The 24,265-nt window shown below is 63.8% G+C and carries 18 protein-coding genes; 17 read left to right on the top strand and 1 reads right to left on the bottom strand.

Annotated elements, in window-relative coordinates; genetic code table 11:
• The first annotated feature begins 68 nt into the window (after nucleotides 1–68).
• The 15 genes from MRBLMU1_RS10145 (at nucleotide 69) to MRBLMU1_RS10215 (ending at nucleotide 20,327) form a co-directional block, all read left to right on the top strand.
• Complete coding sequence (locus tag MRBLMU1_RS10145; RefSeq protein ID WP_363500450.1) at nucleotides 69–1,130, top strand: aldose epimerase family protein; 1,062 nt, start codon at nucleotides 69–71, stop codon at nucleotides 1,128–1,130.
• Between the two features lie 150 nt (nucleotides 1,131–1,280).
• Nucleotides 1,281–3,026: an IlvD/Edd family dehydratase gene (locus tag MRBLMU1_RS10150; protein WP_363500453.1), complete on the top strand. Its 1,746-nt coding sequence runs from the start codon at nucleotides 1,281–1,283 to the stop codon at nucleotides 3,024–3,026.
• 28 nt (nucleotides 3,027–3,054) lie between these two features.
• A complete protein-coding gene (araD1, locus tag MRBLMU1_RS10155; protein WP_363500456.1) occupies nucleotides 3,055–4,047 on the top strand; it encodes an AraD1 family protein in 993 nt (330 codons plus the stop codon).
• Nucleotides 4,044–5,612, top strand: a complete 1,569-nt coding sequence (locus tag MRBLMU1_RS10160) for an aldehyde dehydrogenase (NADP(+)) (RefSeq protein WP_363500459.1) — start codon at nucleotides 4,044–4,046, stop codon at nucleotides 5,610–5,612. The genes araD1 and MRBLMU1_RS10160 overlap by 4 nt, the downstream gene beginning before the upstream one ends.
• Nucleotides 5,613–5,675: 63 nt before the next feature.
• Nucleotides 5,676–6,443, top strand: a complete 768-nt coding sequence (locus tag MRBLMU1_RS10165) for an SDR family NAD(P)-dependent oxidoreductase (protein WP_363500462.1) — start codon at nucleotides 5,676–5,678, stop codon at nucleotides 6,441–6,443.
• 104 nt (nucleotides 6,444–6,547) lie between these two features.
• Complete coding sequence (locus tag MRBLMU1_RS10170; protein WP_363500465.1) at nucleotides 6,548–8,482, top strand: glycoside hydrolase family 97 protein; 1,935 nt, start codon at nucleotides 6,548–6,550, stop codon at nucleotides 8,480–8,482.
• A 16-nt stretch (nucleotides 8,483–8,498) separates the two neighbouring features.
• A complete protein-coding gene (locus tag MRBLMU1_RS10175; protein ID WP_363500468.1) occupies nucleotides 8,499–10,046 on the top strand; it encodes an alpha-N-arabinofuranosidase in 1,548 nt (515 codons plus the stop codon).
• Between the two features lie 60 nt (nucleotides 10,047–10,106).
• Complete coding sequence (locus MRBLMU1_RS10180) at nucleotides 10,107–11,132, top strand: arabinan endo-1,5-alpha-L-arabinosidase (protein ID WP_363500471.1); 1,026 nt, start codon at nucleotides 10,107–10,109, stop codon at nucleotides 11,130–11,132.
• On the top strand, nucleotides 11,132–13,567 hold the full coding sequence (locus tag MRBLMU1_RS10185; protein WP_363500474.1) for a glycoside hydrolase family 127 protein: 2,436 nt from the start codon (nucleotides 11,132–11,134) through the stop codon (nucleotides 13,565–13,567). The genes MRBLMU1_RS10180 and MRBLMU1_RS10185 overlap by 1 nt, the downstream gene beginning before the upstream one ends.
• 132 nt (nucleotides 13,568–13,699) lie before the next feature.
• Nucleotides 13,700–14,674 carry an ABC transporter substrate-binding protein gene (locus tag MRBLMU1_RS10190; protein WP_363500477.1) on the top strand — a complete coding sequence of 325 codons (975 nt, stop codon included), beginning with the start codon at nucleotides 13,700–13,702 and terminating at the stop codon, nucleotides 14,672–14,674.
• Between the two features lie 12 nt (nucleotides 14,675–14,686).
• Nucleotides 14,687–16,249 (top strand): sugar ABC transporter ATP-binding protein, encoded by a 1,563-nt coding sequence (locus tag MRBLMU1_RS10195; RefSeq protein ID WP_363500480.1) that lies wholly within the window; start codon nucleotides 14,687–14,689, stop codon nucleotides 16,247–16,249.
• Nucleotides 16,250–16,263: 14 nt separating this feature from the next.
• Nucleotides 16,264–17,301 carry an ABC transporter permease gene (locus tag MRBLMU1_RS10200; RefSeq protein WP_363500638.1) on the top strand — a complete coding sequence of 346 codons (1,038 nt, stop codon included), beginning with the start codon at nucleotides 16,264–16,266 and terminating at the stop codon, nucleotides 17,299–17,301.
• An 11-nt stretch (nucleotides 17,302–17,312) separates the two neighbouring features.
• Nucleotides 17,313–18,326, top strand: a complete 1,014-nt coding sequence (gene yjfF, locus MRBLMU1_RS10205; RefSeq protein WP_363500641.1) for a galactofuranose ABC transporter, permease protein YjfF — start codon at nucleotides 17,313–17,315, stop codon at nucleotides 18,324–18,326.
• A 64-nt stretch (nucleotides 18,327–18,390) separates the two neighbouring features.
• On the top strand, nucleotides 18,391–19,323 hold the full coding sequence (locus tag MRBLMU1_RS10210) for a glycoside hydrolase family 43 protein (protein WP_363500483.1): 933 nt from the start codon (nucleotides 18,391–18,393) through the stop codon (nucleotides 19,321–19,323).
• Nucleotides 19,324–19,379: 56 nt separating this feature from the next.
• Nucleotides 19,380–20,327, top strand: coding sequence for a LysR family transcriptional regulator (locus MRBLMU1_RS10215; RefSeq protein ID WP_090314101.1), 948 nt, complete (start codon nucleotides 19,380–19,382; stop codon nucleotides 20,325–20,327).
• An 18-nt stretch (nucleotides 20,328–20,345) separates the two neighbouring features.
• On the opposite strand, the gene MRBLMU1_RS10220 is transcribed toward MRBLMU1_RS10215, so the two are convergent.
• Nucleotides 20,346–20,684, bottom strand: coding sequence for a four-helix bundle copper-binding protein (locus MRBLMU1_RS10220; protein WP_363500486.1), 339 nt, complete (start codon nucleotides 20,682–20,684; stop codon nucleotides 20,346–20,348).
• A gap of 144 nt (nucleotides 20,685–20,828) precedes the next feature.
• Here MRBLMU1_RS10220 and MRBLMU1_RS10225 point away from each other — a divergent pair, with 144 nt between their 5' ends.
• Together MRBLMU1_RS10225 and MRBLMU1_RS10230 are read left to right on the top strand one after the other, a co-directional pair.
• On the top strand, nucleotides 20,829–21,767 hold the full coding sequence (locus MRBLMU1_RS10225) for a bifunctional helix-turn-helix transcriptional regulator/GNAT family N-acetyltransferase (protein ID WP_363500489.1): 939 nt from the start codon (nucleotides 20,829–20,831) through the stop codon (nucleotides 21,765–21,767).
• Nucleotides 21,768–21,842: 75 nt separating this feature from the next.
• Nucleotides 21,843–24,263 (top strand): penicillin acylase family protein, encoded by a 2,421-nt coding sequence (locus MRBLMU1_RS10230; protein ID WP_363500492.1) that lies wholly within the window; start codon nucleotides 21,843–21,845, stop codon nucleotides 24,261–24,263.
• Nucleotides 24,264–24,265 lie beyond the last annotated feature (2 nt).

Below are 24,265 nucleotides of genomic sequence, written 5' to 3' on the forward strand. Positions count from 1 at the left end.
CCGCACAGGATAACCGCGGCGGCCGGTGGGTTCATTCCCCCGGCCGCCGCCCCATTTGAAAGTCAAGAATGCAAGCTTCGATCACTGAATCCCCGTTCGGCCAGATGGCCGACGGCCGCGACGTCACCCGCTACACGCTGACCAACGCCAACGGCATGATCGTCAAGATCATCAACCTTGGTGGCGCCATCACCGAAATCCATGTGCCCGACCGCAGCGGCACGCTGGCCGATGTCAATTGCGGCTACGACGACGTCGCCGCCTACATGGGCGAATCCCATTACTTCGGCGCGCTGATCGGCCGTTACGGCAACCGCATCGCCAACGCCCGCTTCACGCTCGACGGCGAGACCGTCGCGCTGGACGTCAACAACGGCGTCAATCACCTGCATGGCGGGATCGACGGCTTCCACCGCCGCCTGTGGACCGGCGAGACCTTCACCACCCCGCAGTCGGCCGGCCTGATACTGAGTTATGTCAGCGCCGACGGCGAGCAGGGCTACCCCGGCAACCTGGAAGTGACGGCCATCTATGAGCTGCGCAACGATAACGAATTGCGTATCGCTTTCCACGCCATCACCGACAAGGCGACGCCGGTCAACCTGACCAACCACGCTTATTTCAACCTGGCCGGCAAGGGCGATATCCTCGGTCACGAGCTGACCATCGTGGCCGACGCCTACACGCCGATCGACGATGTGCAGATTCCGCTGGGCGATCTGCCGCCGGTCGAGGGCACGCCATTCGACTTCCGTACGCCGCGCACGATCGGCGAGCGGATCGGCCAGGATGACGAACAATTACGCAACGGCTTCGGCTACGACCACAACTTCGTGCTGAAAAAAACCAAGCCTGGCGCGCTGGAGATGGCGGCCCGCGTGCGCGATCCGGCCTCCGGCCGGGTGCTGGAGGTGTGGAGCCAGGAGCCGGGCATCCAGTTCTACAGCGGGAATTTCATGAATGACAAGATGACTGGAAAAGGGCGGATCTACAGCTATCGCAGCGCTTTCTGCCTCGAACCGCAGCATTTCCCGGATTCGCCGAACCGTCCCGACTTCCCGTCGACGATCCTGCGTCCGGGCCAGGAATACTCGACGGTGATGGCTTACCGCTTCAGCACCGACGCTTAAGCCGTCTGCCGGAGGTTGCTGATATCGGTTTTGATATCGAAGTTGATTAATAATTTATTGGAAAGATATCTCAGTCCATCTTAGTATGCTTTATCGATGCGGGGGCATGACATTCACGTCCCCGCACAGGAAAATACTGAGGAGAATTGCATGTCTGAGAACGACAACAAGAAGGTAAAGCTGCGCTCCGCCGAATGGTTCGGCACCCAAGACAAAAACGGTTTCATGTACCGCAGCTGGATGAAAAATCAGGGCATTCCTGATCACGAATTCCAGGGCAAACCTATCATCGGCATCTGCAACACGTGGTCCGAGCTGACCCCTTGCAACGCCCATTTCCGCAAACTGGCGGAACACGTCAAACGCGGCATCCTCGAAGCCGGCGGCTTCCCGGTCGAATTCCCAGTCTTCTCCAACGGCGAATCGAATCTCCGTCCAACCGCCATGTTGACCCGTAACCTGGCCAGCATGGACGTCGAAGAATCCATCCGCGGCAATCCGATGGACGGCGTCGTCCTGCTGGTCGGCTGCGACAAGACCACGCCGGCGCTCTTGATGGGCGCCGCCTCGGTCGACATCCCGACCATCGTCGTCACCGGCGGCCCTATGCTCAACGGTAAGCTGAACGGCAAGAACATCGGCTCCGGCACCGCCGTCTGGCAGTTGCATGAGCAGGTCAAGGCCGGCGAACTGAGTATGCACGACTTCCTCGCGGCCGAAGCAGGCCACTCCCGCTCCGCCGGCACCTGCAACACCATGGGCACGGCGTCGACGATGGCCTGCATGGCCGAGTCGCTGGGCACCTCGTTGCCGCACAACGCCGCCATTCCGGCCGTCGACGCGCGCCGCTACGTGCTGGCCCACATGTCGGGCATGCGCATCGTCGACATGGTCAAGGAAGACCTGAAGCTGTCCAAGATCCTCACCAAGGAGAATTTCGAGAACGCGATCCGCGTCAACGCCGCCATCGGCGGTTCGACCAACGCCGTGATCCACCTGAAAGCCATCGCCGGCCGTATCGGCGTCGATCTGGAACTGGAAGACTGGACCCGCGTCGGCCGCGGCATGCCGACCATCGTCGATCTGCTGCCGTCGGGTCGCTTCCTGATGGAAGAGTTCTACTACGCAGGCGGCCTGCCGGCCGTGATCCGCCGCATGGGCGAGGGCAAGCTGCTGCCCAACCCGAACGCGCTGACCGTCAACGGCAAGACCATCTGGGAAAACTGCCAGGATGCGCCGATCTACGACGACGAAGTGATTCGTCCGCTGGAGAAGCCGCTGCTGAAGGATGGCGGCATCTGCATCCTGCGCGGCAACCTGGCGCCGCGCGGCGCCGTGCTGAAACCGTCGGCGGCGACGCCGGAACTGATGCAGCACCGCGGCCAGGCCGTGGTGTTCGAGGACTTCGAGCACTATAAGAGCCGCATCATCGATCCGGATCTGGTGGTCGACGCGAACTCGGTGCTGGTGATGAAGAACTGCGGCCCGAAAGGTTATCCGGGCATGGCCGAAGTAGGCAACATGGGCCTGCCGCCCAAACTGCTGGCGGCCGGTGTCAAGGACATGGTCCGCATCTCCGACGCCCGCATGAGCGGCACCGCCTACGGCACCGTCGTGCTGCACGTGGCGCCGGAAGCGATGGCCGGCGGCCCGCTGGGCATCGTCAAGGATGGCGACTGGATCACGCTCGATTGCGCGGGTGGTTTGCTGAACCTGGAAATCTCGGACGCCGAAATGGCCGAACGCCAGGCCGCCCGCGCGCCGGGCAGCGCTCCGGGTCCTAAGACCGGCTACCAGCAGCTCTACATCGAACATGTATTGCAAGCGGATGAAGGTTGCGACTTCGATTTCCTCGTCGGGAATCGTGGTTCGGCTGTTCCTCGCCACTCGCACTAATAAGCACTGAGAAGAACCAGGAGATACCATGCTACTCGTACAATTCAAGAACGAACAAGGCGCGCGCCAGATCGGCGTGCTGGAACAAGACACCATCCGCGTCATCGACGGCTACAGCACCACCTACGCGCTGGCCCAGGATGCGATCCGTAAGTCGACCGGCCTGGCCGCCTTGGTGGAGAAGTCGGTCGGCAGCGCCACCGCCTCGTTTGAAGCCGTCGCCGCCGCCGGCCGCCTGCTGGCGCCCCTGGACCACACCGACGACGCCCACTGCTACGTCACCGGCACCGGCCTGACCCACCTGGGTAGCGCTGACACCCGCGACGCCATGCACAAGAAAATCGGCGGCGACGTCGAAAGCCTGAGCGACTCCATGAAGATGTTCCGCATGGGCGTCGAAGGCGGCAAGCCGGCCGCCGGCGAAGCCGGTGTGCAGCCGGAATGGTTCTACAAGGGCGACGGTTCGATCGTGGCCGCCAGCGGCCAGGACCTGAGCATGCCCGACTTCGCGCTCGATGGCGGCGAAGAGCCGGAAGTGGCCGGCCTGTACGTGATCGGCGACGACGGCCAGCCTTACCGCGTCGGCTACGCCATCGGCAACGAGTTCTCGGACCACGTGACCGAGCGTCAAAACTACCTGTACCTGGCGCATTCGAAGCTGCGCGCCTGCGGTCTGGGCCCGGCGCTGCTGGTCGGCGACGCGCCGGCCAACATCCAGGGCACGTCGCGCATCTACGACGTGGATGGCAAGGTGCGTTGGGAGAAGGCCTTCTTCAGCGGCGAGCAGAATATGTCGCACACCATCGGCAACCTGGAGCACCACCACTTCAAGTACCCGCTGTTCAAGCGCGCCGGCGACGTGCATATCCACTTCTTCGGCACCGCCACCCTGAGCGTGGCCGACAACATCGTCGTCAAGCCGGGCGAAACGTTCGAGATCGAGTCGCCACAGTTCGGTCCCGCGTTGCGCAACAAGCTGACCGTGTACAAAACCGAAGTAGCGAAAGTAAAGACCTTATGATCATCACCGGCGATTCGCTGATCGGCGGCCAGGCCGTCAAAGGAAACGGCGCCGCTTTCCGCGCCTACAACCCATCGCTGCAGCAGTCGATGGACCCTGAGTTCACGACGGCAGACGTCAATCAGATCGACCAGGCTTGCCGCCTGGCCGAAGCGGCGTTCGACACCTTCCGCTCGCTGAGCGACGAGAAGCGCGCCGTGTTCCTCGAGACCATCGGCGAACAGATCATGGCCCTGGGCGATGTGCTGGTGGAGCGCGTGATGGCCGAAAGCGGCCTGCCGCGCCCCCGCATCGAAGGTGAGCGTGGCCGCACCGTCGGCCAGTTGAAATTGTTCGCCAACCTGCTGCGCGAAGGTTCGTGGAACGACGTCCGCATCGACAAGGCGCTGCCGGACCGCGCGCCGCCGCGTCCCGACATCCGCATGCGCATGATCGGCCTCGGTCCGGTCGCTGTTTTCTCGGCCAGTAACTTCCCGCTGGCGTTCTCCGTCGCCGGCGGCGACACCGCGTCGGCCTTCGCGGCCGGCTGCCCGGTGGTGCTGAAGGCGCACTTCGCCCACCCCGGCACGTCGGAGCTGGTTGGCCGCGCCGTCGTCAAGGCGGTCGAGATCTGCGGCCTGCCGGCCGGCGTGTTTTCGCTGCTGACCGGTGTCGGTAACGACATCGGCCAGGAGGTTGTGCGTCATCCGGCCATCAAGGCGGTAGGTTTCACCGGCTCGCGTGGCGGTGGCCTCGCGCTGATGGCGGTGGCCGCGGCTCGTCCGGTGCCGATTCCGGTGTACGCCGAAATGAGCTCGATCAATCCTGTGTTCCTGCTGCCGAAGGCCCTGGCCAACCGCGCCGAGGACCTGGCGGCCGGCTTCTCCGCCTCGCTGGTGTTGGGCGTAGGCCAGATGTGCACCAATCCAGGCCTGGTGATCGGCATCGCCGGCCCGGATCTGGACCGCTTCAAGGCCGCCGCGTCGACGGCGCTGGCAGGCGGCGCCGCCTGCGCCATGCTGTCGCCGGGCATCGCCGGCAGCTACAAGCGCGGCATCACGCAGCTGGCCGACAACGCAGACGTCAATACGCTGGCGCTGGCGCCTCAATCGGAAGGCAAGGCCGCTCCGGCGTTGTTCGACACGAGCAGCGCGGCATTCCTGGATCAGCACGTCTTGTCCGAGGAAGTATTCGGCCCGGCCTCGCTGGTCGTGGCGTGCAAGGACATCGCTGAAATGCGCCAGATCGCCGAAGAACTGGAAGGCCAGCTGACCGCAACCTTGCTGATGGACGAAGCGGATCTGGACGCCGCGCAGCAGCTGCTGCCGGTGCTGGAGCGTAAAGTCGGCCGCATCCTGGCCAACGGCTATCCAACCGGCGTGGAAGTATGCAGCGCCATGGTGCATGGCGGCCCGTTCCCGTCGACGTCGGATGGCCGCAGCACCTCGGTCGGCACCGGCGCCATCACGCGCTTCCTGCGTCCTGTCTCGTACCAGAACCTGCCGCAGCCGCTGCTGCCGCAAGTGCTGCGCGACGAAGGCGGCGCGCCATGGCGGCGCCTCGAAGGTGAACTGACCCACAAGTGATCGTGGTGGCTGTACCGGCCCCGCCACGGCGGGGCTTTCGTCTATAAAAACAACGGAGACTGTATGACCCAATTGGCCAAATTCGCCAGCCTGCGCGGCAAGCGCGTGTTCATCACCGGTGGCGGCACCGGCATCGGCGAGGCGATGGTGATTTCCTTCGCCGAGCAGGGCGCCAAGGTCGCTTTCGTCGACATCGCCCGCGACGCCAGCCTGGAGCTGGTTCGCCGCGTCAAGGAAGCCGGCTACCCCGAGCCGGAGTTCCGCGTCTGCGACATCACCGACATCCCCGCCTTGCAATCGACCATGGCCGAGATGGCCGGCATCATCGGCTCCTTCGACATCCTCGTCAACAACGCCGCCAACGACCAGCGCCACGAAACCAAGGACGTCACCGTCGACTACTGGGACGAGCGTATCGCCATCAACCAGCGTCCGATGTTCTTCACCTGCCAGGCGGTCTTCGAAGGCATGAAGGAAAAGGGTTCCGGCTCGATCATCAACGTCGGCTCGATCTCGTGGCAGGTCAAGAACGCCGGCTATCCGGTGTATGCCACCTCCAAGGCGGCGACCCATGGCCTGACCCGTGGCCTGGCGCGCGAATTCGGCGCCCATGGCATCCGCGTCAACACCGTCACGCCGGGCTGGGTGATGACCCAGCGCCAGATCGACCTGTGGCTGGACGAGGCGGGCGAGCAGGATATCAAGCGTAACCAGTGCATGCCGACAAAGCTGATGCCGCAGCATATCGCGTCGATGATTTTGTTCCTGGCCGCCGATGACGGCGCCATGTGCACGGCGCAGGAGTTCATCGTCGATGGAGGATGGGTGTAAGCAGCAACCGCAATACCCGTAATACCCGCAACACCGTTCGCCGCCCCGGAGACACCGCCCTTAGAGGCGGCGGGGCTACATAACCCTAAAAAACTGGTGAGAACATGGTGAATAGATTTATCTCCGCGGTCGCGGTGGGCGCCACAGCCGCGTCGACCGCTTTCGCAGCGTCCCCTGGCGCGCTGACAAGCCCCGACCGTCACATCAGCGTCCAGCTGAACGAGTCGCCCGGCAAACCCCTGACCTACACCGTCTCCCGCGACGGCAAACCGGTGCTGCTGGCCTCCGAACTCGGGCTGCAACTGCAAGGCGCCGATCTGGCCGGCGCGCTGACGATCGCCGCCAGCTCCAAGGTCGTCACCGTCACCGACAAGTATCAAATGGCCACGGGTAAGAAACGTGACATCACCTACAGCGCCAACGAACAAACCTACTCCGTACAGAACGCGCAAAAGCAGAAGATGGACGTCGTCTTCCGCGTATCGAACGACGGCGTCGCCTTTCGCTACATCGTCGCCGAGCCATCGCTGCCGCGCAAAAAGCTGATCCAGGAACGCACCACGTTCGCCCTGCCGACATCGGCCAAAGCATGGCTGCAGCCTATCGCCGTCGCGCAGACCGGCTGGGGCAGGACCAATCCGTCCTATGAAGAACACTATCAGATGGACATCCCGGTCGGCACGGTCTCGCCGTCGCCGGCCGGCTGGGTGTTCCCGGCGCTGTTCAAGGCCGGCGACAACTGGCTGGCCATCTCGGAGGCGGGCATGGACGGCAGCTTCCAGGGATCGCGCCTGGCGCCGGATTCCAAAGGCGGCAAATACAGCATCGGCAATCCGATGAAAGAGGAGGTGTTCCCGGACCGTGGCCTGATGGCCGACGTCGAAGGCACACTGACCTCGCCATGGCGCCTGATGGCGCTTGGTTCGTTATCGACCGTGGTTGGCTCAACCCTGGGCACCGACCTGGCCGCGCCGGCGATCGCCTTCGACAAGCAACTGGTCAAGCCGGGACACGCCTCCTGGAGCTGGGCGCTGCTGAAGGATGACGCCACCGTCTACGACGTGCAGAAGAAGTTCATCGACTACGCCGCCGACATGAGGTGGGACTACACCCTGGTCGACGCCGACTGGGACCGCAAGATCGGCTACGAGAAGATGAAGGAACTGGCCGACTACGCCGCCACCAAGAACGTTGGCGTGCTGGTTTGGTACAACTCGTCAGGCCCGTGGAACTCGACCGAGTACTCGCCAAAAAGCAAACTGCTGACGCACGAGCAGCGCGTGGCCGAGTTCACGCGCCTGCGCCAGATGGGCGTCAAGGGCGTCAAGATCGACTTCTTCAACGGCGACGCGCAGTCGATGATCGCCTATTACGTCGATATGCTGAACGATGCGGCCGCCGCCGGCCTGCTGGTGAACTTCCACGGCGCCACCTTGCCGCGCGGCTGGACCCGCACCTGGCCCAACCTGATGACGATGGAGGCGGTGCGCGGCATGGAGTTCACCACCTTCGAGCAGGCCGACGAGGACAAGATGCCGACGCACGCGGCGATGATGCCGTTCGCCCGCAACCTGTTCGACCCGATGGACTTCACGCCGATGGTGTTCGGCGATATCCCGAAGATCAAACGCACCAGCAGTAATGGCTTCGAGCTGGCGACATCGGTGTTGTACGTCTCCGGCATCCAGCACTTCGCCGAAGTGCCGGAAGGGATGGCGACCGTGCCGGCCTACGTCAAGAGCTTCCTTCAGGAGCTGCCGCGCAGCTGGGACGACAGCCGCCTGGTCGACGGCTTCCCCGGTAAATATGCGGTGGTCGCGCGCCGCGCCGGCGACACCTGGTACATCGCCGGCATCAACGCCACCGAATCCGACAAGGCGCTGACACTGGACTTGTCCTTTGCCGGCGCCAAGCAGGGCACGATCATCGCCGACGGTGAAGGCGAACGTGGTTTTAGCCAACGCAGCATCGCTGCCGGCAAAAAAGCAGCAGTAACCATCAAGCCGCATGGCGGCTTCGTGATAACAATAAAACAGTAATCAGGAGATTTAAAATATGAATCACATCAAACGTGGTGTTCTCACTCTGTGCATGCTCGCTTCGGGTGTCGCTTTCGCCGCGCCTGTCGGCGTGACGATCGATACGACCAAGCCTGGTCCGGTCATCAACAAAAACATCTACGGCCAATTCGCCGAACACCTGGGCACCGGCATCTACGAGGGCATCTGGGTCGGTCCGAAGTCGAAGATCCCGAACGTCAATGGCTGGCGCAAGGACGTTGTCGGCGCGCTGAAAGCCATGCATGTGCCGCTGGTGCGCTGGCCGGGCGGCTGCTTCGCCGACGAATACCACTGGCGCGACGGCATCGGCGCGCGCGAGAAGCGTCCGGTCAAGGTCAACACCAACTGGGGCGGCGTGGAGGAAAACAACGCTGTCGGCACCCACGAATTCTTCGAACTGGCCGAGCAACTCGGCGCCGAGACCTACGTCAACGGCAACCTGGGCACCGGCAGCGCGCAAGAGATGTCGGAGTGGGTCGAGTACATGACCTCCGACAGCAAGTCGACCTTGGCCGAACTGCGCCGCAAAAATGGCCGCGACAAGCCGTTCAAGGTCGACTACTTCGCCATCGGTAACGAGGCCTGGGGCTGCGGCGGTAACATGTCGCCGCAACACTACTCGAACTTGTACAAGAACGTCGAAACCTTCCTGCGCGCGCCGCCGCAGTATCGTCCGAAGATGATCGCCAGCGGCGGCAACGACCATGACCTGACCTGGACCGAAACCCTGAGCAAAGAGCTCAAGAAGCAGACCTACGGCATCAGCTTCCACTACTACACCATCCCGACCGGCCAGTGGGAAGTGAAGGGCATGGCGACCGGCTTCAAGGAAGACCAGTGGTTCTCGACCCTGTCCAACACGATCAAGATGGATGGCTTCATCAAGGCCAATACGGCGGTGATGGACAAGTACGATCCTGAGAAAAAATTGGGCTTCCTGGTCGACGAGTGGGGCACCTGGTACGACGTCGAGAAGGGCACCAACGCCGGCTTCCTGTTCCAGCAAAACACGCTGCGAGACGCGGTGGTGGCTGCGCTCAACTTCAACATCTTCCACGACCACGCCGACCGCGTGCGCATGACCAACATCGCGCAGATGGTCAACGTGCTGCAGGCGATGATCATCACCGACAAGGACAAGATGGTGCTGACGCCGACGTACCACGCGTTCCAGATGTATGTGCCGTTCCAGGACGCGACCTCGCTGCCGCTGAAGTTGACGAACAATCCCCAGTATTCGTACAACGGCAGCAGCATTCCGGAGATCAGCGCCTCGGCCGCCCGCGCCAAGGACGGCAAGCTGTATCTGGCGCTGGTCAACACCAACCCGACCAAGGAAGCGGAGATCGCCGTGGACGTGCCGGGCCAGGCCATCAAGTCGGTCAATGGCCGGGTGCTGACGTCCGCCGCGATGGACACGCATAACACCTTCCAGTCGCCGGAAGCGATCAAGCCAGCTCCGTTCAGCGCCACCGCCGGCGCCGATGGCAAGCTGACGGTCAAGATTCCGGCCAAGGCGGTTATCGTGGTCGCTGTGGAGTAAGTCGTAGGCCCGCGAGGTCATGCTGATGGCATGGCCTCGCATCGTTAATCGAGGTTGTGGATGAAGTATATTTTTTCGACGATGGCTTTGCTGTTGGGCGTGGCCGGCCTGTCGGCCTGCACGGCAAAGGAAGTCAGCGTGCATGATCCGGTGATGGCCAAGGAGGGCGATACCTATTACGTCTTCAGTACGGGGCCGGGTATCACTTTCTACAGTTCGACCAATATGAAGGACTGGAAGCCCGAGGGCCCCGTGTTCAAGGAGCCGCCGTCGTGGGCCAAACGCGCGGCGCCGACTTTCGACGGCCATATCTGGGCGCCGGATGTGCAGTTCCATAACGGTAAATATTATTTGTATTATTCGGTGTCCGGATTCGGTAAAAACACATCGGGAATAGGCGTCACGGTCAACAAGACGCTCAATCCCCGCTCGCCGGACTATCGCTGGGAAGACAAGGGCATGGTGCTGCAGTCGGTGCCGATGCGGGACGACTGGAACGCCATCGATTCGAACATTATCGAGGATGAAAAAGGCGTGGCCTGGATGTCGTTCGGCTCCTTCTGGAGCGGACTGAAACTGGTCAAGCTGAACGACGCCTGGACCGGGTTGGCCGAACCGCAGGAGTGGCACGCGATCGCCAGCCGGACCGCCAATGTCGACGCGCCGGCCGGGAAGGACGCTGGACCGGGCGAGATCGAGGCGCCGTTCATCTTCAAGAAGAACGGCTACTATTATTTGTTCGCGTCGTTCGGCCTGTGCTGCCGCAAGGGAGACAGCACCTACAACGTCGTCGTCGGCCGCTCGACTTCGGTGACCGGGCCTTACGTCGACAAAAACGGTGTCGACATGATGAAGGGCGGCGGTTCGCTGCTGATCGCCGGCGACAAGGACTGGAAAGGCCTGGGCCACAACAGCGCCTACACGATGGACGGCAAGGACTATCTGGTGCTGCACGCTTACGAGACCGCCGACAACTATCTGCAAAAGCTGAAGATCATGGAAATGAAATGGGATGCGAAGGGATGGCCGACGGTTGACCAGGCCGACTTGAACAAGTACCGCAGCACGCAGCTGCCCGTCAAATAATGGCGGCGGCCACCCACAAGCCGGCGCGCCGGCGCACCTTGCGCTATGCCGCCACCGCGATGGCCGCGGCGGCGGTTCCGCCGATGGCCGGCGCCGCAACGCGCGCGGGTGCCGCCGCAGTGCCAGTGGATAAAGCGCCCGTGCGCCTGTTCCCGCTGTCGGCGGTGCGCCTGACCGCCAGTCCCTTCCTGGAAGCCCAACAGACGGATCTGCGCTACATCATGGCGCTGAACCCGGACCGCCTGCTGGCGCCATTCCTGCGCGAAGCCGGCCTGACGCCGAAAGAGGCCAGCTACGGCAACTGGGAATCGACAGGCCTGGATGGCCATATGGGTGGCCACTATCTGACCGCGCTGGCGCTGATGTTCGCCGCCACCGGCGATGAGGAAGTTCTCAAGCGCCTGAACTACTTTGTGTCGGAACTTAAGCGCTGCCAGTCGAGCAACGGCGACGGCTACATCGGCGGCGTGCCGGGTGGCGCCGCCGCGTGGCGCGATATCGCGCAGGGCAAACTCCAGGCCGACGGTTTCTCGGTCAACGGTAAATGGGTCCCGTGGTACAACCTGCACAAGCTCTATGCCGGCCTGCGCGACGCCTATGTCTATGCCGGCAACCAGGACGCGCGCGCCATGCTGATCGCCTTGTGCGACTGGACGGTCGAGCTGATTTCGCACCTGAACGAAGAACAGATGCAGAACATGCTGCGCTGCGAGCATGGCGGCATGAACGAAGTGCTGGCCGATGTCTCGGAGATGACCGGCCAAAAAAAATACATGGACCTGGCGATCCGCTTTTCGCACCAGGCCATCCTGCGCCCGCTGGAGGACGGCAAGGACCAGCTGACCGGCCTTCACGCCAACACGCAAATCCCGAAGGTGATCGGTTTCAAGCGCATCGGCGACATCACCGGCCGGCGCGACTGGCAGAAGGCCGCGCAGTTCTTCTGGCAAACCGTGCACGATCACCGCACCGTCGCCATCGGCGGCAACAGCGTCAAGGAGCACTTCCACGACCAGAACGACTTCTCGTCCATGATCGAGGAAGTCGAAGGCCCCGAGACCTGCAATACCTACAATATGCTCAAGCTTACCGGGTTGCTGTTCGTCGGAGACGCCAAGGGCAGCTACGCCGACTACTACGAGCGCGCGCTGTACAACCACATTCTGGGATCGCAGCGCCCGCACAGCGGCGGCTTTGTCTATTTCACGCCGATGCGGCCCAACCACTACCGCGTCTATTCGCAACCGCAGCAGGGCATGTGGTGCTGCGTGGGCTCGGGCCTGGAGAACCACGCCAAGTACGGCGAGTTCATATACGCGCATCGCGGCGACAACTTGTATGTCAACCTGTTCATACCTTCGACCCTGAACTGGCGCGAGCAGGGCGTCTCCATTCGCCAGTCCAACCGCTTCCCGGATGAAGGCGGCAGCACCATCACCGTCAAGGGCAACAAGACCTTCACCTTGAAGATCCGTTATCCGGAGTGGGTGGAGCCGGGGGCGCTGCGCGTTACCGTCAATGGCCGGCCGGTCGCCGCCAGTATCGGCGCCGACCGCTATGTCAGCGTCCGCCGGCAGTGGCGTGACGGCGACAAGGTCGATATCGCACTGCCGATGACAACCCGGCTCGAACAGATGCCGGACAAATCAAACTACTACGCGGTGCTGCACGGCCCCGTGGTGCTGGCGGCGAAGACCAATCCGTTCCCGGACGAGAAGCTGAATTTCCTGGCCGACGACTCGCGCATGGGCCATATCGCCTCCGGGCCGGTCAGCCCGTTGCAGGCCGCCCCGGTGCTGGTCGACGACAGTCCCGCGTTCGAAGGCCGCTTCAAACCGGTGTCGGGCAGGCCGCTGACGTTTGTCGCTCCCGGACTGGTGGAGGGCAAGGATGGCAAGCAGGCCGCCACCTTTGTACCGTTCTTCCGGGTGCACGATTCCCGCTACATGGTTTACTGGCCGTATTCCACGGCGGCGGATCTGGCGGCCACGCGCGCCAAAGCCGCCGAGGACGAGGCGGCGCGGCTTGAGCTGGACGCGCGCACCATCGACCAGGTGGCGCCGGGCGAGCAGCAGCCGGAGTCGGACCACTTCTTCAAGGCCGAAGGCGGCGAATCCGGTCTGGCCAAGGGACGCCACTGGCGCCATGCGACCAACTGGTTCAGCTACGACCTGACCGACAAGAAGTCGGAGGCCCGCGCCTTGCGCCTGACATACTCGAAAGGGGATGCCGGCCGCAGGTTCGATATCCTGATCAACGGCCAGTTGTTGGCCGAGGTGAAGCTGGATGCCACGGCGCCGCAGGAGCTTTACACGGTGGATTACCCGATTCCGCCTGCGTTGGTCGCGGCGGCGGGCGGGAAGCTGGTGGTCAAGTTCGTGGCCCGCAACGGCTCCGTGGCCGGTGGCCTGTACGGCCTGCGGCTGCTGCGTTGAGCTATTACTTCTGTCGTTGAATTGATACCGGAATCGATATCGCAATAGACCAAAATATCATTGGATAGATATTTGTGTTTCTCATAGTATATGATCGATAAAACCATAAAAATCTAATCTGGAGACCTTGCTATGACATGCAATCGCAGAACCGTACTCAAAGCCGGCGTCGCTGCGGCGATCGTCGCCGCCTTCGGTAGCGTCGGCCCGGCCTTCGCGGCCAAACCGCTGGTTATCGGCTTCTCGCAAGTCGGCGCCGAAAGCGAGTGGCGCACCGCCAATACCGTTTCGATCAAGGACGCGGCCAAGAAAGAGGGCATCACCCTCAAATTCGCCGACGCGCAGCAGCGCCAGGAGAACCAGGTCAAGGCGATCCGCTCCTTCATCGCCCAGCGCGTCGATATCATCGCCTTCTCGCCGGTGGTGGAATCGGGTTGGGATACCGTTCTGCGCGAAGCCAAGGCCGCCAAAATTCCGGTCATCCTGACCGACCGCGCCGTCAACGTCACCGACCAGTCGCTGTACGTGACCTTCATCGGTTCCGATTTCGTCGAAGAGGGACGCCTGGCCGCCCGCTGGCTGCTGGAACGCGCCAAGAAGACGCCCGACGCCAGCTTCAACATCGTCGAGCTGCAGGGCACCGTCGGCTCCGCGCCGGCGATCGACCGCCAGAAGGGTTTCGCCGAAGTCATCGCCGCGAATCCTAAGCTGAAGATCATCCGCTCGCAGACCGGCGACTTCACCCGCACAAAGGGCAAGGAAGTGATGGAAGCCTTCCTCAAGGCCGAGGGCAAGAAGATCAACGTGCTGTACGCGCACAACGACGACATGGCCATCGGTGCGATCCAGGCGATCGAGGAAGCCGGCATGAAGCCGGGCAAGGACATTCTGGTGATCTCGATCGACGGCGTGCGCGGCGCCTTCCAGGCCATGGTCGCCGGGAAGATGAACGTGACCGTCGAATGCAACCCGCTGTTCGGCCCACAGCTGATGCAGATCGCACGCGACGTCGCCGCCAACAAGCCGGTACCCAAGCGCATCACGGTGCAAGAAGGCGTGTTCCCGGCCGAGGTGGCGGCCAAGGAATTCCCGAACCGCAAATACTGATAGCCTCCCGCGATGAGTACATTAGCGCGAGCCGCGTCTTCGACAGCGCCGGTGCTGGAGCTGCGCGGCATCAGCAAAGCCTTCCCGGGCGTGCAGGCCTTGAGCGGCGTGGCGCTGAAGCTGTATCCGGGCGAGGTCCATACGCTGATGGGGCAGAACGGCGCCGGTAAATCGACCCTGATCAAGGTGCTGACCGGCGTCTACGCGCCGGACCACGGCGAGATACTGCTCGATGGCCAGGCGATCTATCCGACGTCGACCCTCGATGCGCAGAACCTCGGCATCAGCACCGTCTATCAGGAAGTCAACCTGTGCCCGAACCTGTCGGTGGCGGAGAATATCTTCATCGGCCGCTATCCGCGCAAGTTCGGCGGCATCGACTGGCGCGGCATGCAGCAGCAGGCGGCCGAGCTGCTGGAGCGGATGCAGATCCGCATCGATGTGACCATGCCGCTGGCGCACTATCCGCTGGCGATCCAGCAGATGGTGGCGATTTCGCGCGCGCTGCTGGTGTCGGCCAAGGTGCTGATCCTCGACGAGCCGACCTCCAGTCTCGACGAGAAGGAAGTCGACCTGCTGTTCAGCGTATTGCGCGGCCTGCGCGAGCAGGGCATGTCGATTTTGTTCGTCACCCACTTCCTTGACCAGACCTACGCGATCTCCGACCGTATCACCGTGATGCGCAACGGCGAACGGGAAGGGGAGTACGCCTGCGCCGATCTGTCGCGGCTTGAATTGGTGAATAAAATGGTCGGCGCCCCGGTCGCCGCAGCGCCGGACACCGCATCCGCCGCTCCCGCGGCGAACGATGCCCCCGCCGCCGCGCCATCGAAACTCAAGGCGTTCCTCAGCGCGCGGGGCCTCGGCCGCAAAGGTGCGCTGGCGCCGATGGATCTCGACATGCGCGAGGGCGAGCTGCTTGGCCTGGCCGGCCTGTTGGGCTCCGGTCGCACCGAGGCGGCGCGCCTGCTGTTCGGCGCCGACAAGGCCGACAGCGGCGCCATCACGATCGATGGCAAGGAACACAGTTTCAATTCGCCGCGCGACGCCATCGCCGCCGGCATCGGCTTCTGCTCCGAGGACCGCAAGCACGAAGGCGCGATCCTCGACCTGTCGGTGCGCGAGAACGTCATTTTGGCTTTGCAGGCCCGCATGGGGCTAACGCGCGCGATCCCGCTCAAACGCCAGCAGCAGCTGGCCGAAGAATACGTCAAGGCGCTCGGCATCAAGACCGCCAGCATCGAGACGCCTATCGGCACGCTCTCCGGCGGCAACCAGCAGAAGGTGCTGCTGGCGCGCTGGCTGGCGACCGAGCCGAAAATGCTGATCCTGGACGAGCCCACGCGCGGCATCGACGTGCGCGCCAAGCAGGAGATCATGGATTACGTGGTCAAGTTGTGCCGCAAGGGCATGTCGATCCTGTTCATCTCGTCCGAGCTGCCGGAAGTACTGCGTTGCAGCGACCGCGTCGTCGTCATGCGCGACCGTAAAACCGGCGGCGAGTACCCGCGCGGCGCGCTCGATGAAACCTCGGTGCTGCACGTGATCGCGGCGGAAGGGGCTCACGCGAAATGAGCGAAATGAACAAAATGAGCGTGGTGCGCCACCCGCTTTTCCGGCCGCTGGCGGCGCTGGCGATCCTGCTGCTGATCGACCTGCTGCTGATCCCCGGCTTCTTCCACATCGAGATCAAGGACGGCCACCTGTACGGCAGCTTGATCGACATCGCCAACCGCGCGGCGCCGCTAGCGCTGGCCGCCATCGGCATGACCCTGGTCATCGCCACGCGCGGCATCGACATCTCGGTCGGCGCGGTGGTCGCCATCAGCGGCACGGTGGCCTCGATGCTAATCGGCGGCACCATGGTGATGAACAACGGCGTGCCGGAATATGTCGCCAATACGCCGATGGTGTGGGCGCTGTGCGCCGCCATGGGCGCGGCGCTGCTGTGCGGCGCCTGGAACGGCGTGCTGGTGGCCGGCCTTGGCCTGCAACCCATCGTCGCCACCCTGATCCTGATGGTGGCGGGGCGCGGCCTGGCGCAGTTGCTGACGGACGGCCAGATCGTCACCGTCTATTACGAGCCGTTCTTCTTCCTTGGCAGCGGCTATTTGTTCGGGCTGCCGTTCTCGCTGTACATCGTCGCCTTTGTTTTCATCGTCACCTTCCTGTTGATGCGCAAGACGGCGCTCGGCCTGTTCATCCAGTCGGTCGGCATCAACCCGGTGGCCGCGCGCCTGGCCGGCTTGAAGACCGCGACCCTGATCTTCTTCGTCTACCTGTTCTGCAGCGCCTGCGCCGGCCTGTCAGGCCTGATGATCAGCGCGAACATCAAGAGCGCGGACGCCAACAACGCCGGCCTGCTGCTGGAGCTGGACGCCATCCTGGCGGTAACGCTGGGCGGCACCTCGCTGGCGGGCGGCAAATTCAGCCTGGCCGGCAGCGTGATCGGCGCCTTGATCATTCAAACGCTGACCTACACCATCTACTCGCTCGGCCTGCCGCCGGAAGTGAACATGGTCGTCAAGTCGGTGGTCGTGTTCCTGGTCTGTATCTCGCAGTCGGCCGAATTCAAAAACATGTGGCGCCGCGTTTTCCCGGCCCGCTCGAAAGGGATCGCAACATGAGCGCAACCGCCATGACCGGCGCCGTCGCGGGCGCCGCTGGTAACATCGCATCGGGCCGGCGCGGCCTGACGTCGTCGCCATATTTCACCTCGCTGGTGACGGTGCTGCTGCTGGTGGTGCTGCTGGCCGCCGGCGGCGCCGCCTATCCGGGTTTCCTGTCGCTGCAGGTGATGTTCAACCTGCTGATCGATAACGCCTTCCTGCTGGTGATCGCGGTCGGCATGAGCTTTGTGATCCTGTCGGGCGGCATCGACCTATCGGTCGGCTCGGTGCTGGCGCTGACGACGATGATCTCGGCCTGGCTGTTGCAAACGTGGCATGTGCCGCCGCTGCTGGTGATCGCAATCTCGCTGGTGCTCGGCGCCGGCTTCGGCGCGGCCATGGGCGCCATCATCCATTACTTCAAGCTGCAGCCGTTCATCGTTACCCTTGCCGGCATGTTCCTGGCGCGCGGCCTGTGCTACCTGATCAGCATTAACTCGATCACCATCGAAGACCCGTTCTTCGTCGCCATGTCGCAGACGCAGGTGCCGGTGCTGGGCGGTTTCCTGTCGCCGGGCGCGCTGATCGCGCTGGCGATGCTGGCAGTCGCCATCTACGTCGCGCACTGCACGCCGTTCGGCCGCGCCGTCTACGCCGTTGGCGGCAACGAGCAATCGGCGCTGATGATGGGGTTGCGCGTGGCGCGCACCAAGGTGCTGATCTACGCGTTCAGCGGCTTTTGCGCGGCGCTGGCCGGCGTGCTGTTCTCGTTCTACATGCTGTCCGGTTACGGCCTGCATGCGCAGGGCACGGAACTGGACGCCATCGCGGCGGTCGTCATCGGCGGCACCTTGCTGACGGGCGGCTACGGCTATGTCGCCGGCGCGCTATCCGGCGTGCTGGTACTCGGGACCATCCAGACGCTGATCGCCTTCGACGGCACGCTCAGCTCGTGGTGGACCAAGATCGTCATCGGCGGTCTGCTGTTTGTATTCTGCGTCGTGCAGCGCTTGATGGCGATGGGCGCGACCGCAAAAAAATAAGATCAACCTGGAGAGAGCTTTGAAAACGAAAATGATGAAATATGCCGCTATCGCAGCGGCGGGGATGGCTTTTGCCGCGACCAACGCCGCGCAAGCGGCCAACCCGCTGTTCCCGAAACTGTTCACGGCCGATCCGTCGGCGTATGTCGACAATGGCACGGTCTACCTGTACGTCGGCGTCGACAGCGCCTCGGTCAAGGACAAGGACTATGTGATGAAGGAATGGCGCGTGTACAGCAGCTGCGACATGAAAAACTGGACCGACCGTGGCTCGCCGCTCAAGCCGTCCGCCTTCAAATGGGCGATCGGCAAGGTCGACGCCTGGGCCGCCGACGTCACCAAGCGCGATGGTAAATACTACTTCTATTCGACCGTCGATCACGCGACCCTTCCCGGCCGCGCCATCGGCGTGGCCGTCTCCGACAAGCCGGAAGGCCCGTTCGTCGACGCGCGCGGCTCGGCGCTGGTCACCAACAACATGACCTTGGAAGCGCCGATCGCCTGGGACGACATCGATCCGGGCGTGTTCGTCGACGACGACGGCCAGGCGTATCTGTACTGGGGTAACACGGTGCTCAAATACGCCAAGCTCAAACCGAACATGATCGAATTCGATGGTCCGATCCACACGGTGGGCATGGACCGCTTCACCGAGGCGCCGTATATGCACAAGCACAAAGGCGTGTACTACCTGTCGTATTCGCGCGACTTCCCGGAGACCACCGCCTACATGATGTCGAACAGCCCGACCGGCCCATGGAAGTTCGGCGGCGTGATCATGGAGAAGAACGCCAAGGTCAAGACCATCCACCAGGCTATCATCGAGTTCAATGGCAAGAACTACATCTTCTACCATAACGATAAGCTGCCGACCGGCGGCGAGTACCGCCGCTCGGTGGCGGTGGAGGAGTTCCAGTACAACGCCGATGGCACCATCCCGTTCATCAAGCAAACCAAGGAAGGGCCTGCGGCCAATCCTAGTTCGGCTTGCAAGTGATATTGAAACGATGGGTTTTTATGCAAAATCAATATCCATCGTGATATCATTTTCCTATGGATACTAATTCGAACTGGTTCCTGCGCGCGCGCCTTAAAACGCGCCAGCTGCTGTTGCTGATCGCGCTGGACGAACAACGCAACATCCACCGTGCGTCGGAAGATCTGCACATGACGCAGCCCGCCGCGTCCAAGCAGCTCAAGGACCTGGAGGAGATGCTCGGCGTGCAGCTGTTCGACCGGCTGCCGCGCGGCATGGAGCCGACCATCTACGGCGAGACGATGATACGCCACGCCCGCATGGCGCTGACCAGCCTCTCGCTGGCGCACGAGGACATCGTCGCCATCAAGGCCGGCCTGACCGGACAGGTGGACATCGGCACCATCATGACCCCGGGGATCTCGCTGCTGCCGCAGGCGATCACGCGCACCAAACAGGCCTCGCCGCGCCTGCGCATCGGTGTCGAGATGGAGCAGTCCAACATCCTGCTGGAGCAGTTGCAGCGTGGCCGGCTGGATTTCATGATCGGCCGTATTCCCGAGCGTCAAAGCGCGCAGGGGCTGGCCTACGAGGAGTTGGGCGACGAGCCGGCGTGCGCGGTGGTGCGTCCCGGCCATCCGCTGCTCAAGGCGCGCAACCTGCAGCTGCGCGACATCGCCGGGCAGCCGTGGATACTTCCGCCGCAGGGCAGCATCCTGCGCGCGCGCTGCGAATTGATGTTCCGCCGCGCGGGCCTGGAAGTGCCGGGCAATGTGGTCGACACCACGGCGGTGCTGCTGATTAAACCGCTGTTGCAGCAGACCGATGCGCTCAACGTGATGCCGATCGCGGTGGCCAAGTATTACGAGTCGCAGGGTGTGCTCAACATCCTGCCGATCGAGCTGCCGTGCCGCATGGACGCTTTCGGCATCATCACGGTGGACGGGCATCTGATGTCCCCGGGCGCCGCGCTGTTGCTGCGCTATGTACGGGAAGTGGCGAAAGACATCTACCAGATCGCCTGATCCGCAACTGCAGGCCGCTCAGGCGGCCATTTGCGCCATCTCGCGGCACGAATGCTCGCACACCTCGCAGGCGCGCAGGCACTCCTCCATCCCATCGAGGTCTCGGCAGCTCAGGGCGCAGGCGTGGCATACCTCGGCGCACACGCCGCACAGGCGGTCGGCGAACGGCGAACCGCTCAGCTGCAGATTGGCCGACAGCTCGCAGACGGCCGCGCAGTCGAACATCAGCCGCAGGTGGTCCGGCGCGACGTGGCGCCCGCCCATCTGCAGGCAGTGGGTCATCGCCGTCTGGAGACAGGCTTGATGGCAGTTGGTGCAGGCGTCGATACAGTCCTGCATGTTGGTCACGGTATCCATGGCGTCCCTTTCTTTTTCAAGTTAACTAAAACTCCATGGTAGGCCGCCGCTGGCGACGCCTCTGTGCGCGGACTCTCTTTGCATATTGTTGACTCCGTCAATCATATTGCGCATACTAAGCCCATCGACATAGAGGGAAAGACCATGCAAGACACCCCGTTTGACGACCGCGTCGCCGACGTCCGGGCGTTCAACCGCTTCTTCACGCGCCAGATCGGCGTGCTGCGCGAGGGCCTGCTGCACAGCGAGTACACCCTCACGGAGATGCGCGTGCTGTACGAACTGGCCAACCACGGCGACCAGCCGGCATCCACGCTGGGACGCGATCTGGGACTGGATCGCGGTTATCTGAGCCGCATCCTCGCCAAGTTCGAAAGCCAGGGGCTGGTGGCCAAGGTGCCGTCGCCCACCGACGGCCGCGCCAAGCTTCTGCATCTCACCGAACAGGGACGCGCCTTGTACGAACCGCTGGAGCGCCGTTCGCGCGAGGAGGTCGGCGATCTGCTGTCGCGCCTCGAGGAGCCGGATCAGTTGCGCATGCTCGAGGCGATGCGCACCATCCGCGAGCTGCTCGACACCGGCAGCGGTATGAAATACGCCCAGCCCTTCGTCCTGCGTCCGCACCGTCCCGGCGATATGGCGTGGATCACGCGCCGCCACGGGGCGGTGTACGCGGCCGCGCAAGGCTGGGACGCCAGCTTCGAGACGCTGGTCGGCGGGATCTGCTCCGATTTCGAACGTCATTTCGATCCCGCGCTGGAGCATTGCTGGATCGCCGAGATGGGCGGTGAGCGGGTCGGCTCGGTGGCGGTGGCGCGCGGCGGCGAGGAGGGTGTGGCCAAGCTTCGGTTGTTGTTGGTAGAGGATGCGGCGCGCGGCGCCGGCCTCGGTTCCCGGCTGGTCGACGAATGCCATCGCTTCGCCAGGGCCGCCGGCTACCGAACGATGCGTTTGTGGACCACCGACCAGCAGAAGGAGGCGCGCCAGATCTACGTGGCCAAAGGCTATGTGCTGGTGGCGCGGGAACCGGTGCACGCCTTCGGCCACGACATGGTCAACGAAACCTGGGAATTGACGCTGTAAGTTCGAGACACCCGATTGCCTGCGCGGTGGATTATCTGGCACTATTGCCGGATTGATCTGATTTCCGGGAATCGTATGCAAAAGAGCAGGCTGACGGTGTGGTCCAGGCGGATCTTGTTGGTGGCGGTGGCCTTGTTGGTATTGGCGCTGCTGGGGGCATGGTTGTATTTGCGCGGCAGCCTGTCTCAATTGGACGGCACGCGGCAGGCGGCGGGGCTGGAGACCACCGCCAGCGTCGCGCGCGACGAGCGTGGCGTACCGGTGATCAGCGGCGGCAGCCGGCTCGATGTCGCCTACGCCACCGGTTTCGTGCACGCGCAGGAGCGCTACTTCCAGATGGATTTGCTGCGCCGGTCCTCGGCCGGCGAGTTGTCCGAACTGTTTGGCGCGCGCGCGCTGCCGACGGACAAAGCGCGCCGGTTCCACCGCTTCCGCGCCCGTGCCGATCTGGCCTTCAAGTCCCTGTCCGCGCCGGACCGCGCGCTGCTGGAGCGCTACGCCGCCGGCGTCAACGCGGGTCTGGGCGCGTTGAGTACCAAGCCGTTCGAGTATGCGCTGGTGGGCATGCCGCCGCGCGCCTGGTCGCCCAGCGATTCGCTGCTGGTGATCTGGGCGATGTATTTCGATTTGCAAGGAAACATACTGCCGCGCGAACTGTCGCGCGGCTGGCTCGCCGAGCATTCGTCCGAGGAGCAGCGCGCCTTCCTGGCACCGGAATCGACGCAGTGGGACGCGCCGCTCGATGCCGACAAGGTGCCGGGCGAGCCGCCTCCGATTCCGGCGGCGGCGCCGGCGTGGTGGGGCAAACCCGGAACGGCCGGCACGGCGCCGTTGTCGAAAATGGCGTTCGCGCCTTTGCCCGCCGAGATGCTCAACACCGTCGGCAGCAACAACTGGGCGGTGGCCGGGAGCCGCAGCGACAGCGGCGGCGCCATCGTGTCCGACGATATGCATCTGGGCATACAGCTGCCCACCACCTGGTATCGCGCCGCCTTGCAGTTCCCGGACGGGAAAGGTGGCCAGCGACGCGTGGTCGGCGTCACCTTGCCCGGCGCGCCGGTGGTGGTGGCCGGCAGTAACGGCCACGTCGCCTGGGGCTACACCAACAGTTACGGCGATTACCTGGACCTGATCGCGCTCGAAGCCGATCCGGCCAAGCCGGGGCAGGTGCGCACGCAGACCGGCTGGGAGACGCCGTCGGTCCACGAGGAGACGATACTGGTCAAGGGCGCGCCGGCCGAGATGCTGGCGGTGCGCGAAACCTCGCTCGGCCCGATCCGCGAGGCGATGGGCCGCAGCTACGCGGTGCACTGGACCGCGCACACGCTGGCCGCCGTCAACGTCAACGTCCAGAAACTCGAAGGGGCCGATACGCTGGACCAGGCGCTGGCGATCGCGCCGACGCTGGGCATCCCGGCGCAGAATTTCGTCGGCGGCGACGACAAGGGCAATATCGGCTGGACCGTCGCCGGCCCGCTGCCGCGCCGCGCGCCTGCCGGCGTGGAGATCACCTATCCATTGAGCGCCGACGACAAGGCCGGCGTGTGGGATGGCTGGCTGACGCCGGCCGAATATCCGAAGGTGGTCAATCCCGCCAGCGGCCAGCTGGCCACCGCCAACAGCCGTCAACTGGCGGGCGCCGGCGCGGAGCTGATCGGCGACGGCGGCTACGATCTTGGCGCACGCACGCACCAGGTGCGCGAGGATCTGACGGCGCTGGGGCCGAAGACCGACGTGAAGAAGGTCTACGCCATCGCGCTGGACGACCGCGCGGTGTTCCTGACGCCGTGGCGCAAGCGGGCCATCCTGGCGCTCGACGGCAAGGCCGTCGCCGACCATCCGCGCCGCGCCGAGGCGCTGGAGCTGCTGAAAACCAGTTGGAGCGGCCGGGCCAGCGTCGACTCGGTGGGCTACCGCATCACGCGCGCCTATATGTATGCGCTGTACGACATCCTGTTCGAAAACGCCGACCAGCAGATGGCCGCGATCGATCCGAAGGCGAATATGGCCGCCATCAGCGCGCGCTGGCCGGTGGTGCTGGCACGCCTGCTGGACGCGCAGCCGCCCGGATGGCTGCCGCCGCAGTTCGCCGACTGGCAGGCCTTGCAATTGGCGGCGCTGGACCGGGTGATCGCTGATCTGACCAAGGATGGCAAGCCGCTGTCGGCGGCGACCTGGGGGCAGCGCAACACCGCCGCCAGCGCCCATCCGATGGCGTCGGCGTTGCCGGTGGTGGGCCGCTTCCTGAAGGTGGCGCCGGACATGCTGTCGGGCGACCAGCACATGCCGCGCGTGGCCGGACCGACGTTCGGGCAGTCCGAGCGCATGACGGTGACGCCGGGGCGCGAGCAGGAAGGTATATTTAATATGCCGGCCGGCCAGAGCGGCCATCCCCTGTCGCCGAATTTCCTCGGCGGCCGCGAGGATTGGATCGGCGGACGCGAATCGCCGCTGTTGCCTGGGCCGGCGAAGCACACGCTGACGTTCGTGAAGTAAAA

This window comes from Burkholderia sp. LMU1-1-1.1 (assembly GCF_040675865.1).
Taxonomy (GTDB): Bacteria; Pseudomonadota; Gammaproteobacteria; order Burkholderiales; family Burkholderiaceae_D; genus Rugamonas.